This is a genomic window from Runella limosa DSM 17973 (assembly GCF_000482465.1).
Lineage (GTDB): Bacteria > Bacteroidota > Bacteroidia > Cytophagales > Spirosomataceae > Runella > Runella limosa.
On the sequence record NZ_KI519423.1, the window covers coordinates 305,572 to 321,631 of the forward strand.

The 16,060-nt window shown below is 45.1% G+C and carries 15 protein-coding genes; 11 read left to right on the plus strand and 4 right to left on the minus strand.

What is annotated here, in order from left to right; genetic code table 11:
- Positions 1-30: 30 nt before the first annotated feature.
- The 3 genes from K339_RS0121230 to K339_RS0121240 form a co-directional block, all read right to left on the minus strand.
- On the minus strand, positions 31-1,143 hold the full coding sequence (locus K339_RS0121230) for a helix-turn-helix domain-containing protein (protein ID WP_028525400.1): 1,113 nt from the start codon (positions 1,141-1,143) through the stop codon (positions 31-33).
- Positions 1,144-1,254: 111 nt separating this feature from the next.
- Positions 1,255-1,932 carry a GIN domain-containing protein gene (locus tag K339_RS0121235; RefSeq protein WP_028525401.1) on the minus strand — a complete coding sequence of 226 codons (678 nt, stop codon included), beginning with the start codon at positions 1,930-1,932 and terminating at the stop codon, positions 1,255-1,257.
- A gap of 27 nt (positions 1,933-1,959) precedes the next feature.
- On the minus strand, positions 1,960-2,310 hold the full coding sequence (locus K339_RS0121240) for a hypothetical protein (protein ID WP_028525402.1): 351 nt from the start codon (positions 2,308-2,310) through the stop codon (positions 1,960-1,962).
- A gap of 176 nt (positions 2,311-2,486) precedes the next feature.
- Between K339_RS0121240 and K339_RS0121245 the strand changes: the two genes are divergently transcribed.
- Positions 2,487-2,819, plus strand: coding sequence for a translation initiation factor (locus K339_RS0121245; protein ID WP_028525403.1), 333 nt, complete (start codon positions 2,487-2,489; stop codon positions 2,817-2,819).
- Positions 2,820-2,822: 3 nt separating this feature from the next.
- On the opposite strand, the gene K339_RS0121250 is transcribed toward K339_RS0121245, so the two are convergent.
- Entirely contained in the window at positions 2,823-4,253 is a 1,431-nt protein-coding gene (locus K339_RS0121250) for a DUF5723 family protein (protein ID WP_157607681.1), read from the minus strand.
- A gap of 90 nt (positions 4,254-4,343) precedes the next feature.
- Between K339_RS0121250 and K339_RS0121255 the strand changes: the two genes are divergently transcribed.
- The 10 genes from K339_RS0121255 (at position 4,344) to K339_RS0121300 (ending at position 16,015) form a co-directional block, all read left to right on the plus strand.
- Positions 4,344-4,925 (plus strand): Crp/Fnr family transcriptional regulator, encoded by a 582-nt coding sequence (locus K339_RS0121255; RefSeq protein WP_028525405.1) that lies wholly within the window; start codon positions 4,344-4,346, stop codon positions 4,923-4,925.
- On the plus strand, positions 4,922-5,629 hold the full coding sequence (locus tag K339_RS0121260) for a DUF8737 domain-containing protein (protein WP_028525406.1): 708 nt from the start codon (positions 4,922-4,924) through the stop codon (positions 5,627-5,629). Before K339_RS0121255 ends, K339_RS0121260 begins: the two co-directional genes overlap by 4 nt.
- Before the next feature lie 83 nt (positions 5,630-5,712).
- On the plus strand, positions 5,713-6,249 hold the full coding sequence (locus K339_RS0121265) for an SRPBCC family protein (RefSeq protein WP_051398153.1): 537 nt from the start codon (positions 5,713-5,715) through the stop codon (positions 6,247-6,249).
- Between the two features lie 207 nt (positions 6,250-6,456).
- A complete protein-coding gene (locus K339_RS0121270; RefSeq protein ID WP_028525408.1) occupies positions 6,457-7,422 on the plus strand; it encodes a GSCFA domain-containing protein in 966 nt (321 codons plus the stop codon).
- Positions 7,423-7,581: 159 nt separating this feature from the next.
- A complete protein-coding gene (locus tag K339_RS0121275) occupies positions 7,582-7,926 on the plus strand; it encodes a hypothetical protein (protein WP_028525409.1) in 345 nt (114 codons plus the stop codon).
- A 105-nt stretch (positions 7,927-8,031) separates the two neighbouring features.
- Positions 8,032-9,153 carry an efflux RND transporter periplasmic adaptor subunit gene (locus tag K339_RS0121280; protein ID WP_037301436.1) on the plus strand — a complete coding sequence of 374 codons (1,122 nt, stop codon included), beginning with the start codon at positions 8,032-8,034 and terminating at the stop codon, positions 9,151-9,153.
- A 43-nt stretch (positions 9,154-9,196) separates the two neighbouring features.
- The gene (locus tag K339_RS0121285) at positions 9,197-12,349 is read left to right on the plus strand and encodes an efflux RND transporter permease subunit (RefSeq protein WP_028525411.1); all 3,153 of its coding nucleotides are present in this window, start codon (positions 9,197-9,199) and stop codon (positions 12,347-12,349) included.
- Positions 12,342-13,787: a TolC family protein gene (locus tag K339_RS0121290; RefSeq protein WP_051398154.1), complete on the plus strand. Its 1,446-nt coding sequence runs from the start codon at positions 12,342-12,344 to the stop codon at positions 13,785-13,787. Before K339_RS0121285 ends, K339_RS0121290 begins: the two co-directional genes overlap by 8 nt.
- Positions 13,788-13,927: 140 nt before the next feature.
- Positions 13,928-15,397 (plus strand): peptide MFS transporter, encoded by a 1,470-nt coding sequence (locus K339_RS0121295; RefSeq protein WP_028525413.1) that lies wholly within the window; start codon positions 13,928-13,930, stop codon positions 15,395-15,397.
- 6 nt (positions 15,398-15,403) lie between these two features.
- The gene (locus K339_RS0121300) at positions 15,404-16,015 is read left to right on the plus strand and encodes a 5-formyltetrahydrofolate cyclo-ligase (protein WP_028525414.1); all 612 of its coding nucleotides are present in this window, start codon (positions 15,404-15,406) and stop codon (positions 16,013-16,015) included.
- Positions 16,016-16,060: the final 45 nt, after the last annotated feature.

Consider the following 16,060-nt stretch of genomic DNA (forward strand, 5'->3'; position numbering starts at 1 on the left):
TGTACAACACCATGCCTAGCGCTTTTGTTTCTACTCAAACTCCTTCGGTGCTTTTCCCGTAAATTTCTTGAAGGCGCGGTTGAAAGTTGATTTAGAATTAAAACCGCACTCTAACGCTATTCCCAACAAAGATAAATGCGCATTATCGGGGTTTTTAAGTTGCCGTTTTACCTCTTCTACGCGGTATTGATTTACAAAATCATTGAAGTTTTTTCCAAAATTCTGATTGATAGCAGCCGACAAAATCGACGTATTGGTTTTCAGTTTTTGGGCAACGTCACTGAGCGATAAATCTGGCTGTAAGTACAAGCGTTGTTCTTCAAATAAAGTTTCGATTTTGGGCTTCCAAGAAACATAATTGAGTGGCAATACTTCTGTAGTTTTGGCTACTTCTACCCCAACCTCAACGGGAACTGAGGTGTACGATAAACGGGCAAACTGGGGCTGCGAATACCCCATGATACCCACGTAACAAATGATGGCCACCGTAAACAAATGCCACCACCAATCTTGCTCAAAAGGTAAGTTATTGAGCGCCATATCAGCGATTTGCCAAGCCAGTTTAAACACCTCTCCTGCAATGATTAGGTAAATAAAATTTCGTAGCCAAACAAAGCTAACTGTTTCAGTATCTGAAAATTGTGTTTCCACCCAACGGCGGTATTCTCGGTACAAAAGCAAAGACTGATAAAAATAGTACACGTAAGACCCCCAAATAGCAATACTTTCTAGCCAACCCAGCCAGTAAGACAAGGCCGAACTATGGAAGGTTTTGACCATTTGCGGCCCTTGAACAAACACGACGATATTGACCAAAAAATAAATGGCATACAGCAAATAATGCCACAAATGGCGCGCTTTGAAGCGAAACTCGCGGTTAATCTGCGCTTTTAAATAGAAGTAAATCGTGGGAGCAAAAGCAAGGTGGAAATAGCGCGGAAATCCATCGTATTTTTCCCAAAGAATGTTGATACCCGAAAACCCAAAGGTATAATCCTGAATTTCCATGGCTAAAAAAAACATCACTAAACCCAACAATTTGTCGGAAAGTCGCTCTTCCCGCCAGCCGCGCCAACCAAGTAAAACCGCAAAAAACAAGGCAAAAAAATACCCAAATTGGAGGGGAGTTTGGTAAATAGACATAACTCAAATGGCTATATATACGTTTTAACTATTCATGACTGATTAAGTTTAGGAGAACGCCCACTTTTCTTTTGGAGAGCGCATGTTCAAGCCAACAAAAAGTAGGTAGGACTACATTTTTCTAACTTCTCCGTTGCCCATAATACCCGAAATAGGGTCAATTTTCCCTGGGCCAAACTGCATCACGCTGTTGTTTCCAGTCCCGTGCGCGGTCAGTGATATTTGGCTATTTACCCATACGTTGCCATTGCCATAGCTTTTTACTTTGGCCATTTTTGCTACCAATCTCTGGGCTTTTACTTCACCATTGCCGTTCTTTTTAATGTCCAAATCATCAATCATTCCTTGAAGAATCGCATTGCCATTGCCTTCGTTTTCCAATCGAAAATAACGCCCGATGATGCCTGTCACCGACAACGAACTGTTACCTCGGTGACGAATAACCGACGCCTCGGGCATCGTTATTTTGACCTTGATGCGGGTGTCTTCGACGTAAAGTTTGTTATTCTTATTCCCTTTCAAACCAATCGTCAACTCGTGCTCTTTTTCTTCTCTACTTGTGTAAAGTAAAGGCTCTAAATTTTCGTCAATGTCTATTTTCACCGAAAACGGTTTTCCGATTTCCACCTCTATGTTTCCGTCGAGGTCTTCAAAATTGATTTTGTCAAAATCACGAAAGCTCATTGTTTTGGTAATGACTTTTCCAGTGCCGCGTAGTGGCCCACGTTGGGCTTGGACATAGAAGGAAATAGTACTTAAAATAGCCGCAATCATTAACATTTTTTTCATAAAAATCTTACGTTTCTTGTTGATAATCTACTTTTTATAGCCCATTGACAACCCTGTATCACCTTTTACCAAAAGCTCAACGGCTGCTTGGTCATTGGCTTTATTCTCGATGCGCAAGGCCGTATTTTTATCCACGCTTACTTTCACAGTTTCATTCGGTTTTACAATAACCTGCGAATGTCGCCCGCCGCCGATTGGTGCTTCCCAAACTTCTATATTTGAGGTAGAAGCATTTTTAAGTTTTACCGAAAACTGCCCATGTTCATTGTTTCCCAATACAAAACTTTCTTGGGCTTTGATGTAGGTGGTAGAACGGAGTGTACTGCATGAAGTGCCAATAAACGCCACTGAAGTGAATGCAATTAAGACCTTTTTCATGGTTGTGAGAGATGGTTAGCCAACCGCTTCGTTGCGATTGGTGATGCAAAGGTGGAATCTCTCAGCGCGCCCCATGCTTCAAAACATGATTTGGCACGTCTCAAATGATGATTTGATACGTAATCCTTGATAAAACGCCCAAAAAGCTGCTATTTCGGGGCAAAAAGAAGAAAATCATGGCAAAAAATAACCGTGGTGGTATCGTTTACTCTACCGACCCCAGTTTTCAATTCGACGATTCAGAGGAAGAACCCGACACGCCTACCCCTAACCAACAAGAGCTTAAAGTATGGCTCGAACGCAAAGGGGGCGGAAAAGTAGTAACCGCCATTAAAGGATGGACAGGAAAAACGGGAGACATGGAGGCATTGGCTAAACAACTCAAAAACCTCTGCGGCACGGGCGGTACCGCTAAAGACCGAGAGATTTTGATTCAAGGAGATTTTCGGGATAAAATCCTGACGTGGCTGTTGGCCAAAGGCTACAAAGCAAAAAAAGCAGGCGGGTAACGGCTATTTGTCTTTTTTGTCGTTTAGCCCCCAAAGCTGAATCCCAAAATAAGCCAACGACCCTCGGGGCTGTACGGCTTTGCTTGCCAACGCCCCAAAATTGCTAAATCCAATATAGGCAGGGCCGAAGCGCACCGAAAAACCAATGGTCGGTTTGTCATTTCCTTCCCACCAAGTGACAGGAAGCGTAAACTCTACGTCTTCTCCCTCAAAACGCGGTGTCAGTGAAAACACCTGAGGCTGGGCTAAATGAGCAGGTAAAGTACCCACGTTGGTAGGTTTTATCCAAGTAGCATTGACAAAAAACGCCTTCGCCAACTGTACATCGGCGTCTATGTTAAGCGTACGTGGCAAAGTGGTCGTGTAAGCATAGTCAGTTGGTTTTGCCGTCCCCAAAATGGTTTCGAGCCCTTTCACCGCGTTGTTTCCTATATCAATGAGTTGGTTCTGAGTGATTGACAACTTATTCGCCGAACCACTGTACTGTTTTCCTCCCGCCGCGTACGTAAGCTTTCCAGCATCGGTGAGCGCTACACCAATCCGAGCAATGTAATTCGCCTGATTTTCGGCGTGCTGACGAATACGTCCAATTTCAACCGTCGCTCCCAAATCAACAGCCGCTCCCGAACCGTAGTCTGACGAAAACAAACTACCCAAACTAAACGCCTGAACGGGTTGAGTATAGCCATATTCGTAGCTCACATTGCCCAGCTCCATCACGTATTCAGTCGCGTTGAGCGGTTTTACTTGATAATTGGCATTTTTAATCGTTAAATACACATTCCGTGCCCCAGATAAGCGCTTTATCGTCGCTCCTACTTTTAGGCGAATCAGTCCATCTAACCGTAACGGCATGGCCGCAAACGTCAGTCCTGTTTCAAAATAGGAATGTTGATTCATGGTAAAATTGGTAAAACTCCCCGTCGAAGCCGTCGTCAAACCATCATCGAGGCGGTATTTGTACGCGTCAAAAATCGCCGAAGGAACACCTGTGCCTTGCACAAATCCGCGCAGACGCGTTTGGAAACCTACTACCAGCCAATTGTGTTTCCCTACCCCCACGTAGCCCGATGGCGTTCGCAGTTCTGCCAGTACGTTTACGTTATCGCCCTGCGTGAGCGTCCCTGTCAACTTCGATTTTCCGTACATATCCGACTCCGCGTAGGCATTGCGAAACGGGTGAAAGAGGGCATCGCTCCGAAAATACTTGAAATAGCGGTTGTTGACCGTGGTATTGAACGACACCAAATTGATGTGATAACGGTAGCGCGTACCCGCAATCGACGATGGATTGAACGTAGCACGATTGATGCCCGCATAATTGCTACTGTGCTGACCTATAAACTCTTGGGCCCACGCAGAGGGTATTCCATAGAACATAAATAGTCCCCAAAAAACAAGGATTGTAGTCAAAAAAGAGCCGAGTTGCTTCATAATCAGAGAGGGGTAAACCATCAAAATTTCCCCAAAATTCGTCAAAAATTTGGTAGATTGCCCTCCTAATGAAACAAAAACCACTTGATTATGGGTGAAAATCATTTTCTAAAACAAATATTCAAAGAGCAAAACTTTAGGACAGAAGATTTAGACGAAATCATACAACAATACCAACGCATTGAATTTTCAAAGAATGACTACTTGATTACCGAAGGCACCACCGCCGACTTCTATTATTTTGTTGAAAGTGGCTATGCCCGCTCCTACGTTATTGATTTAGAAGGTAACGACATCAGTACCAGTTTTTTTGGTAGTACCGACATCGTCATTGATTGGCACTCTTATTTCTTAAAAGCCAAATGTCGCGAAAACATTCAGGCCATTACGCCTTGTGTTGTCTGGAAGATTACGTTTAAAAACTTCATGAAGCTTTTCCACATTGAGACTTTTCGAGAGATTGGGCGGACTCGACTGATTAACAACTACTTTGAACTCAAAAACCATTCTATCTCTATCATTGCAGACCCCGCCAAAGACAGGTACTTAAATCTTCTAAAGACCAAACCTGACATTGTTCAAAACGTTCCGCTAAAACAAATTGCAACCTATTTAGGCATTACCGATACTTCACTAAGCAGAATTAGAAAAGAAATTTCCGAAAAAAAATGAATGAACTCACGTCCTATTTTGTACCTCAATGGGTCTCAATATTGTTTTTACTCACGATTCCACTGCCATTTGTACTTATCAGTACGTTTGTCTTCAAAAGAACAGCCTATCGCTCCCCTTTTTTTGCCACCATTGCCTTTTTTGTTTTTTATTTGGCGTATATATCCATCGCCAGTTACCTTGGCTGGTTCAACGTCGTGGCCTTTCCTCCACGGGTTCTGTTATATACCACTTTTCCTTTTGCTTTTCTGCTTTTTGGGGTTGTAACAAAAACCACTGCCTACAGGAAAATACTAACATATACGCCCATTGAGGATTTTGTTCGGCTTCATATTTTTAGACTCATAGGCGTATTCTTTCTACTACTAGCTTACTATGAGGCACTTCCTACTGTGTTTGCCTGGATAGCAGGTTTAGGCGATATTATCACTGCCATTGGTAGTATTTTTGTGGTAAATGCCCTTCAAAATGGCCACAAACACTCAAAAAGGTGGGCTTACATTTGGAATATTTTTGGTACAGTAGATATTCTATTCACTGCCATTAGCGCCAATGTGATTACCAAAATCGCCATCGACACGGGTACGATGGGGGTAGATACCTTGGCCATGTTTCCGTTTTGTATCATTCCTGCCTTTGCCCCTCCTACCATTTTATTTCTTCACTGGACTATTTTCTTAAAACTCAAAAAAAAATCAAGCTAAATTCATTTCTTGTCCTATGGCAAGAAGCCTGTTGCGGTGGCACTCTACCTTTGTCCCATCATTAAAAATTAATCACCGCAAACATGAAAAAGAAAATGTTTTTAGCCATCAGCACCGTTCTAATTGTACTTATTGCTGTTTGTTTGTACAAAGCAAACCAACTCACCTCCATTCAAATCATCAAATCAGTCAAAATTAGTCGGCCTCAAAAAGAAGTGTTTGACATGGTAAGGTACTTAAATAATTTCCCAAAATGGTCACCATTTATAGCCCAAGACCCTAGCTTGAAGTATGAGGTCAAAGGCAATGACGGTTTTGTAGGAGCACAATACCACTGGAATGGAAATAAAGGCAATGACTTGGGTTATCAAGAAATCATGGAAGTGGATACATTTCGTTTGGTACGTATGAAATGTACGATTCAAAAACCGTTTGTGGCTCAACCTACCTTTGACTATCACTTTACCGAAACTCCCGACGGCATCGAAGTAACCCAAGATTTCAGACTCCAATCGAGCTTAGTAAGTGCTTTTTTCCTTTGGGTTTTTGGGGCAAAAGCAGAAATGGAAAAAACGAATCAGCAAGGGTTAGATTTACTAAAAAAAGTCACCGAGAAATAATTTCATCTGCTTCTTATCATTCTGTTGGGGATAACTATTCCCAACAGAATTTTTACGATTTTTGTAACATCTTGCTTTAATTAGCTTATTCAAACAGGTTAAACGCATTAAAAAAATAGCCTCAGCGAGGCTAAACCTTTGTAGAAAAAGGGAGTTAAAACATCAAAAACCCCATCGCAGCAACCGACGCTTATAGATTTTTTCGCCATGCACTTCCGAACCGAGCTGACCGTCCCCGAAAGTCCTAAAAAAATAGCCCTTCAAACCCACGTCTTAACACTAGGCTCATGCTTTGCGGAAGTCATTGGTACAAAGCTCGTTGACAACAAAATCCCGACCCTTGCCAATCCGTTTGGAACGCTGTTTAATCCTTTATCTATCACCAAACTACTGCACCACGCGCTTGATGAAACACTGCCCGACGAACGTCTGTACGTTGAACATCAAGGCGTTTGGTTTCACTACGACTTTCATTCGTCGCTTTGGGGGCGCACCCAAGACGAGCTTCGTCAGCGTCTTTTTGCTATTTTACAAGAAGTGAAGCAATGGTTGCTCCAGACCGATGTCCTCATCATCACCCTCGGAACAGCCTTTGTGTATCGCCACCTCTCCAGCGGCCAGTTGGTAGCTAATTGTCATAAAACACCCAATTCTGCTTTTGAACGAGAGCTACTCAGAACCGAACAGATAGTTGAAGCATTTGAAGGTGTATTGGCGCAACTCCCCTCTTTTCTTCACGTCGTTTTTACGGTTAGCCCCGTACGGCACACCCGCGATACGCTGCCACTCAACGCCGTCAGTAAATCGCTGCTACGCGTGGCTTGCCACGAACTATCGGAGCGGGGTCATGCTTACTTTCCTGCCTACGAATTATTGCTCGACGACCTCCGCGATTATCGTTTCTACAAATCTGACCTTATTCATCCCAACGAGCAAGCCGAAGACTATATTTTTGAGCGGTTTTCTAACGCTTATTTTACCAAAGAGTTACAAAAATTTATCCAAGAATGGCAAAAGATTCGGCAAGCGCTCGGGCATCGTCCGCTGTACCCTAATACCGCTAGTCATCGTCAATTTTTAGAAAATTTACTTCAAAAACTACAAAAAATCGCCAGTGATGTTGATGTAAACCCCGAAATAGCCACGGTATCCGAACAACTTACTTGTTTGTAAAAAAGAGATTCTGCTCGACAAATCCACTCCAAACGCCGTTTTTTAACAAACATACTGTGGATAGAATGGGTTTTAGTGGTATATTTGCCATAGAGCATGAAATCAGCAAGTGTCACATACATACTTAAACAAATCGTTTGTTGGGCCTTACTCCTTCAAATGACTCATCTATGTATTGCCCCTGTGCCTCCAATAATTTTGGAAAAAACGGCCACGCTTTACCGCGACAACACCTGTCATCAACGCCCCCAAAACTTTCTCACCTTGCTTACTGTTGCGTTGGTTAATTCCATCGCAAGCCACACAGATGCCCCTTCCAGTGAAAAAGGAAGTGAAAGTTCTTTTCTTGAAGATTTCAGCATTGGCCTTATTTGGCCCCCGTTTGACGTAGAATTTTTATCCATCCAGCTCACCGATGAGTTGGACGCCAATTTCGACCATTATTTAGGACTTCTTGAAACGCGAGAAATTGAACCCATTTCTCCGCCTCCAAACTTCAGCTAACTTCCTTTACTAAGGCCTCATCTTGAGCGCTCTCAGGACTTGGCTTTCCAAGTCCTTCGCTCCGCGTTTTCCATTACTGTATATTTCAACACAACCATTATTTCTATGAGAGTAACATTAATCGTCACTTCGGTGATTGGGCTGTGCATTTCGGCCTGCTCAACTGCCGATTCCAACCAAACCACCACCCAAGAGAAGTACCCTGTTATTCAACCGATTACTATTGATACCGTCTATCATACAGACTATGTGTCAGACATCAACTCCGTTAAAAACGTTGAAATTCGCGCTCGGGTCAAGGGCTATATTGAAAGCATTCACGTGGATGAAGGTAAAACGGTAAGAAAAGGGCAAGTGCTCTTTCGTATCAGTAATCAAGAATACAAAGGGGATTTATTGCGCGCTACGGCCGTGCTAAAAAGCGCCATCGCCGAGGCTAAAACCGCTGAACTTGACCTACTAAACGTCAAGAAATTGGTGGACAAAAACGTCGTGTCCAAAACTGAATACGACATGGCAAAAGCCAAACTCGACGCCCTCAATGCCCGCATCGAAGAGGCCGAATCGCAAGAACAAAGCGCCAAACTCAAGCTGTCATTTTCGGAAATCAAAGCTCCCTTTGATGGAATTATCAACCGTATTCCCAACAAAATCGGAAGTTTGATTGACGAAGGAACGCTTTTGACCACCATTTCCGACAACCAAGAAGTGTATGCTTATTTTAACGTTTCAGAAAAAGAATACCTCGAATTTGCGGCCAATAATAAGCAAACTGACCATCGAACCCAGGTTGAATTGATTCTGGCCAACAGCGAAGAGCATCCGCACAAAGGTTACGTCGAAACCATTGAAGGTGAGTTTGATAACGCCACGGGAAGCATTGCGTTTCGTGCCCGTTTTCCTAACCCCGAACGTATCCTCAAACACGGTTCTAGCGGTAAGGTACGCGTGCTGCGTAAGGTTAAAAACGCCCTCGTCATTCCTCAAAAATCAACCTTTGAAATTCAAGATAAAATCTACGTCTATGTAGTGGACAACCAAAATAAAGTCCAAATGCGAAGTTTTGTGCCTAAACTCCGAATGCCGCACTTGTACGTGTTGGAATCGGGGATTAGTCCGAACGACAAAATCATTTATGAAGGGTTGCAAGACATGCGCGTCGGCATGATTGTAAAACCTGAAATGAAGTCGTTCGCAACAATTCGTTCGCAATTGACGCAGCAATAATACCTGCTGTAAAAACCATTGTCCCACACAAATACGTATCATCATGTTTACCTTGTTTATCAATAGGCCCGTCCTATCGATTGTTATATCGCTTATCATCACGCTGCTAGGGCTGCTTGCCATGACCCAGCTCCCCGTGACCCAATATCCCGACATCGCTCCTCCTGCCGTAACGGTAACGACCAAATACACAGGGGCTAACGCCGAAGCCTGCTCGAAGGCCGTAGTAACACCGCTCGAACGCGCCATCAACGGTGTACCAGGCATGACCTACATGACCTCCGTCTCAGGCAACGACGGTACCAGTATCATTCAGGTGTATTTTAAAGTAGGCACCGACCCTGATTTGGCTTCTGTAAACGTCCAAACGCGGGTAGCCACCGTCCTCGACGAATTGCCCGAAGAGGTTATCAAAGCGGGGGTATCAACCGAAAAAGAGGTAAACAGTATGTTGATGTATATCAACCTCTTGAGTGAAGATACCACCGCCAACGAAGAGTTTTTGTACAACTTTGCCGACATCAACGTCGTAGCCGAATTAAAGCGGGTGGACGGGGTAGGTTTTGCCAACATCATGGGGCAACGCGAGTACTCCATGCGGGTATGGCTCAAACCCGACCGCATGACGGTCTATAATGTCTCCGCCGACGATGTTATTTCCGCGCTCCGCAACCAAAACGTAGAAGCTGCCCCTGGGAAAATCGGGGAAAGTTCTGGTCGCAAATCGCAGTCGTTGCAGTACGTTCTTCGCTACACGGGGAAATTTACCGACCAAGCACAGTATGAAAATATCATCATCAAGGCCAACCCAAGTGGTGATATTTTACGCTTGAAAGACGTGGCCGACATCGAATTTGGTTCGTTGAATTACAACGTTTTGTCCAAAGAAAACGGCCGTCCATCGGCCGCGATTTTGCTCAAACAACGTCCTGGTTCTAACGCAAGTGCGGTGATTGCCAACATCAAAACAAAAATGACGGAGTTGCAGAAGTCGTTCCCGCCAGGCATGACCTACACTGTCAGCTACGACGTGTCGCGCTTTTTGGACGCTTCTATCCACGAGGTAATCAAGACCTTGATTGAAGCCTTTATTTTGGTGGCATTGGTGGTGTTTATCTTCTTGCAAGATTTCCGCTCCACGCTCATCCCTGCCTTGGCCGTACCAGTTTCGCTCATTGGTACATTTTTCTTTATGCAAATGTTCGGGTTTTCCATCAACCTCCTCACGTTGTTTGCCTTGGTTTTGGCCATCGGGATTGTGGTTGACAATGCCATTGTGGTCGTCGAGGCTGTTCACGCCAAGATGGAGGAAAAAGGGCTCAATGCCAAAGAAGCCACCATCGAATCCATGAACGAAATCAGCGGCGCCATTGTGGCGATTACGCTCGTTATGACGGCCGTGTTTGTGCCCGTAGCGTTTATGGACGGCCCATCGGGGGTATTTTATCGTCAGTTTTCGATTACGATGGCCATTTCGATTGTGATTTCGGGAATCAACGCCCTTACGCTTACGCCCGCGCTTTGCGCCATCATGCTCAAAAGCCACCACGGCCAGAAAGCCACGCTGTTGACTCGCTTTTTTGACGGATTCAACAATTGGTACAACGGCGTATCAGATCGTTATCGCTCACTGATCAACGTTATTGCCAATCGTCGCGTGGTGACGTTTGCTATGTTGGTTTTCTTCATTGCGGCTACGTGGGGTACCAACCTCGTACTTCCCTCAGGTTTTATTCCGACGGAAGACCAAGGGACAATTTATGCCAACATCACGACGCCGTCGGGGGCTACCCTCGAACGTACCGAAGCAGTGGTGGACGAAATTGAAAAAGTAAGCCTAAAACTCGATGCCGTGGAGTCGATTTCGACTTTATCGGGCTTTAGTTTAATGACCGACGGTGCGGGGGCTTCGTTTGGGATGGGAATGATGAACCTCAAACCGTGGGAAAGCCGCAAAGAGTCGGTGGACGACGTGATTGCGTTGTTGTCCGAAAAAACCAAACACATCAAAGACGCCGACATTCAGTTTTTCCCTCCCCCTGCCGTGCCTGGTTACGGAAACGCCAGCGGGTTTGAGTTCCGTCTTCAAGATCGTACGGGAAGTGGCAACTTGCAAGCCATGGAAAAAGTGACAAAGTCGTTCATTGAAGAACTCAACAAACGTCCCGAAGTAGTCAACGCCTTTACGAGCTACGATGCGAGTTTTCCGCAGTATTTGATTCACGTTGACAACGAAAAAGCGGCACAAAAGGGCGTTTCCATTGACAACGCCATGAACAACCTCCAATCGCTCATTGGTAGTTTTTACGCGACTAACTTTATTCGTTTTGGGCAAATGTACAAAGTGATGGTGCAAGCCTCGCCTGAGTACCGAATGCAGCCGGAGGATATTCTCAAACTGTACGTTAAAAACACCGAAGGGGAAATGGTGCCGTACTCCGCTTTTGTCAAAACAGAACGGGTGTATGGCCCCGAGCAACTCACGCGCTACAACATGTTTACGGCCGCGATGATCAACGGCGACGCCGCCCCAGGTTTTAGTAGTGGCGACGCCATCAAAGCCATTCAAGAAGTGGCCGCCCAAAAACTTCCCAAAGGCTACACCTACGAATGGTCGGGCATGACCCGCGACGAAATCTTGTCGGGCGACCAAGCCATTTACATTTTTATCATCTGTCTTATTTTCGTGTATTTGTTGCTTGCGGCGCAGTACGAGAGCTTTTTACTACCGCTTCCTGTGCTTTTATCGTTGCCAACGGGGATATTTGGTGCCTTTTTCTTCTTGGCGGTTTTGGGGTTACAAAACAACATTTACGCCCAAGTCGCGCTGGTGATGTTGATTGGTCTGTTGGGTAAAAATGCCATTTTGATTGTCGAGTTTGCCATTCTAAAACGGAGCGAAGGCTATACGCCACTGCAAGCGGCTATCGAAGGGTCCGCCTCACGTTTGCGGCCGATTTTGATGACTTCGTTTGCCTTCATTGCAGGGTTAATTCCGCTGATGATGGCCTCGGGTGCAGGTGCCATCGGAAACCGTACCATCGGAACAGCCGCTGCGGGCGGAATGCTCTTTGGGACGGTCTTTGGGGTGATTTTGATACCAGGTTTGTACGTGGTATTTGAAACCCTATCCGACCGATTGTCACGCAAGAAGAAAAAAGAAGTTGCCCACCTAACCCACGAAGTCAATGCGTAAACTCACCCATATCCTCATGTTAGGGCTGTTTGTTGGCGGCCTGTTTTTCTCGGGTTGTAAATCGCTTAAAGCGCCCGAACAATTACCTACGTTTACCCCAACGCCCGATTCTTTCAATGGCACTGCTCACAGCAGCAATGCCGCTGATATTCACTGGAAAAGCTACTTTTCCGACCCTAATTTGGTATCGCTCATTGATACCGCATTAGCCAACAATTTCGACATTCGCATTGCGCTTCAGCGCATCGAAACCAACAAAGCCCAAGCTGAACGCGCCAAAGGGCTTACGCTGCCTTTTGTGACGGGTGCTGGTAATATTGGACAGCGCCGTTTTGGAAAATACACCATGGACGGCATCGGAAATTATGACACCAATTTCTCCAACAATATCTCTGATAATCAGCGCATTCCTGAGTATTTGCCCGACTTTAACGTTGGGCTTCAAAGCTCATGGGAATTGGATATTTGGGGGAAATTGCGGGCTAGAAAAGAGGCAGCTTTGGCTCGGTTTTTGGCCTCGGTCGAAGGTCGTAATTTTGTCATAACGAACCTGATTTCTGACATTGCTTCGTTGTATTATGAACTGATGGCGCTCGACCGCGAACTTGACTTGTTGAAAGAAACAATTACGTTGCAAGAAAACGAATTGAACATTATCAAGATTCAGAAAGACGCAGGCCGCTCCAACGAACTGGCAGTAAAGCAGTTTGAAGCACAGCTCCTCAGTGCTCAAGGTCTTGAGGCCGAAATCTTACAACGCGTACGCGAAGCCGAAAATCGCATTAATTTTCTGTTGGGCAGGTATCCAAACCCGATCATTCGCTCCAGAAATTTGTTTATGACGGGCCTTCCGAATCAAATCAAAGCGGGCGTACCTGCGGATTTGCTCAAAAACCGCCCCGATGTAAAACAGGCAGAATTGGAACTAGCTGCGGCTAAAGCCGAGGTGTTTATTTCAAAGGCGGCGTTTTATCCGTCACTCAACATCACAGGTACACTTGGACTTCAATCTTTCAATCCGCAGTTTTTGATTTCACCCCAATCCATTGCTTACAACATCATTGGTGGGCTGGCCATGCCGCTTTTCAACAAAACCGCCCTCAAAGCCGAACTAAAAATGGCAAGAGCGGCGCAGGTGGAGGCCGTTTACAACTATCAGCGTAGTATCTTAAACGGATATTTTGAGGTCTATAACCAGCTTGTGCTAATCAATAACCTCGAAAAAATTTACGATTTCAAACGCACTGAGGTGGATGCCCTCAATGCCTCTATCCAAATCGCTTCGGATTTGTTTACCACAGGCCGTGCGTCGTATTTAGAAGTTATTTTTAACCGTAAAAACGCCTTACAATCGCGTATCGACCTGATTGACGTGCGGAAGCGTCAGTATTTTGCCGTCATTAGTATTTATCGTTCGTTGGGAGGAGGTTGGAAATAACCCATCCAAGGCGGTTTTATTTGTTTCCAAGGCTTTTTTTTTACATTTGTGGTAATCGAGTACGCATTTTTACTCGATTACCACTTTTTTAATGCACTTTTTCAGCACTCAAACCAAACCTAACTAAACTGACCTTTTTTATGTCCGAAAAAACACTATTTGGCCATCCCAAGGGCTTATTTGTACTGTTTTTCACCGAAATGTGGGAGCGTTTTTCCTACTACGGTATGCGTGCCATCCTTCTGTTATTTTTGCTCGATAAAACCTCAGGGGGAATGGGCCTCAACGAAGGTGAAGGGGGCGCTATTTACGGATTATATACCTTCTCTGTCTATCTTTTATCCTTGCCTGGCGGCTGGCTTGCCGATAACGTTTTGGGCCAACGCAAAGCCATTTGGTACGGCGGTATTGCCATTATGCTGGGTCACATTGTGCTCGCTTTTCCAGGCTCGCAGGCCGTCTTTTTTACGGGATTAGGGCTTGTAGCTATCGGAACAGGCTTGCTCAAACCCAACATCAGTTCTATCGTCAGTGAGCTATATCCTGAAGGGGGTGCCATACGTGACGCCGCCTTTTCTATCTTTTACATCGGTATCAATACGGGATCGTTTTTGGGGATTTTGATTGTAGGTTACCTTGGTCAAAAAGTAGGCTGGCATTACGGCTTTGGGGCAGCGGCAGTAGCCATGTTCTTGGGCTTGCTTGTCTATCGTTTTACGGCCCAAACCTACCTCCAAGACAAAGGCATGTTGCCCAAGGCGTTGGCCTCCGACAAGTCTTCCGAAAAAACCAATCCTATTACGTGGGGACTCCTCGGCGCGTTGGTGGTTTTCCTTCTAGTGATGCAATTCAACGGTTTGTTCCAATGGGGTAGTAAAGCCGCCGTAGCTACATCGATGGGTGTTATTGCGGTGGCCATTGTTATCGTTTATTTCCTCAACCTTATTTTTGCGTCAGGACTTGATACCACCGAAAGAAAACGAATCGTGATTCTGTTCATTTTGTTCTGGGGTGCCGTATTGTTTTGGGCGGGTTTTGAGCAACAAGGTTCGTCGCTGCAAATTTTTGCCGACCGCTATTCTGAACTTCCTTTTGGAATGCCGTCGAGCTGGTTTCAAAACTTCAATCCTTTCTATATCCTCGTTTTTGCCCCTGTTTTGGGTGGTTTGTGGGTATTTTTGGAGAAAAAACAATTTAATCCACCTTTGCTGGTCAAATTTGCCATTGGTTTATTTTTACTTGGATTGGGCTATTATATCATGGTAGTAGGTGCCCAAATTGCCCTTACTGGCGTAAAAGCTTCGGCCTTGTTTCTGACCTTTACGTATTTATTCCATACCCTCGGTGAATTGTGCTTGAGCCCCGTTGGGTTAAGTGCTTATACCAAACTTGCGCCTAAAAAATACTTGAGCCAATTGATGGGTATTTGGTTTGTAGCGGCGGCGTTGGGCAACCTTTTTGCAGGTTTGTTTGCAGGAGGTTTCGACGAAGAGAACGTACAGCAAATGCCCCAAATGTTTATGAGCATCGTTTGGTTCTGCTTGGCCGTGGGCGGAGTAATCTTTATTCTTCAACGCCCGCTCAAAGATTGGATGGGTGGAATTAAGTAATAAATTATGACCAAAAAAGAGCTACGCCGTGTGTTTAAACAACAACGAGTGGCCTTGTCTCCTACCGAAACAGCCGCGCAAAGTCAAGCCATTGCGCGGCTGTTTTTTGCTTCTTTCCCTGTGGCCGACTTCCAAGCCATTCACTGCTTCTTGCCCATCCATCGCCAAAACGAAGTGGATACCTTCCCCATCATTGATACCCTTCAACAAGAATTTCCCCGTACCAGCATCGTTGTTCCGCGTAGCCTTCCCGAAACGGGTGAAATGGAGCATTATCTGTGGACACCCGACGTCGAACTTCTCTCAAATCAGTGGGGAATATTAGAGCCAAACCCTTTAACTTCCCTCCATTTTCCAGTGTCAAAGATAGATTTGGTGATTATTCCACTTTTAGCTTTTGATCACCAAGGCAATCGGGTTGGGTATGGGAAAGGGTTTTATGATCGTTTTTTGGCACAGTGCCGCTCTAATGTCCTCAAAGTAGGCGTGTCTTTTTTTGACCCAATACCAACTATTACCGATGCCGACGCCTTTGATGTTCGTTTAGATTACTGCATCACTCCTACCAATGTATGGCGATTTTTATCCACTCCTTCAGTTTCAACAGACAGGCTTTGAACAACTTGCGGCTCGGTAACTGTTTGGTTTTGAGAAACCAAACAC

Coding starts and splice junctions, on each gene's coding strand:
- K339_RS0121230 (WP_028525400.1), bottom strand. CDS start 1,143: ATGTCTATTTACCAAACTCCCCTCCAATTTGGGTATTTTTTTGCCTTG.
- K339_RS0121235 (WP_028525401.1), bottom strand. CDS start 1,932: ATGAAAAAAATGTTAATGATTGCGGCTATTTTAAGTACTATTTCCTTC.
- K339_RS0121240 (WP_028525402.1), bottom strand. CDS start 2,310: ATGAAAAAGGTCTTAATTGCATTCACTTCAGTGGCGTTTATTGGCACT.
- K339_RS0121245 (WP_028525403.1), top strand. CDS start 2,487: ATGGCAAAAAATAACCGTGGTGGTATCGTTTACTCTACCGACCCCAGT.
- K339_RS0121250 (WP_157607681.1), bottom strand. CDS start 4,253: ATGAAGCAACTCGGCTCTTTTTTGACTACAATCCTTGTTTTTTGGGGA.
- K339_RS0121255 (WP_028525405.1), top strand. CDS start 4,344: ATGGGTGAAAATCATTTTCTAAAACAAATATTCAAAGAGCAAAACTTT.
- K339_RS0121260 (WP_028525406.1), top strand. CDS start 4,922: ATGAATGAACTCACGTCCTATTTTGTACCTCAATGGGTCTCAATATTG.
- K339_RS0121265 (WP_051398153.1), top strand. CDS start 5,713: ATGAAAAAGAAAATGTTTTTAGCCATCAGCACCGTTCTAATTGTACTT.
- K339_RS0121270 (WP_028525408.1), top strand. CDS start 6,457: ATGCACTTCCGAACCGAGCTGACCGTCCCCGAAAGTCCTAAAAAAATA.
- K339_RS0121275 (WP_028525409.1), top strand. CDS start 7,582: ATGACTCATCTATGTATTGCCCCTGTGCCTCCAATAATTTTGGAAAAA.
- K339_RS0121280 (WP_037301436.1), top strand. CDS start 8,032: ATGAGAGTAACATTAATCGTCACTTCGGTGATTGGGCTGTGCATTTCG.
- K339_RS0121285 (WP_028525411.1), top strand. CDS start 9,197: ATGTTTACCTTGTTTATCAATAGGCCCGTCCTATCGATTGTTATATCG.
- K339_RS0121290 (WP_051398154.1), top strand. CDS start 12,342: ATGCGTAAACTCACCCATATCCTCATGTTAGGGCTGTTTGTTGGCGGC.
- K339_RS0121295 (WP_028525413.1), top strand. CDS start 13,928: ATGTCCGAAAAAACACTATTTGGCCATCCCAAGGGCTTATTTGTACTG.
- K339_RS0121300 (WP_028525414.1), top strand. CDS start 15,404: ATGACCAAAAAAGAGCTACGCCGTGTGTTTAAACAACAACGAGTGGCC.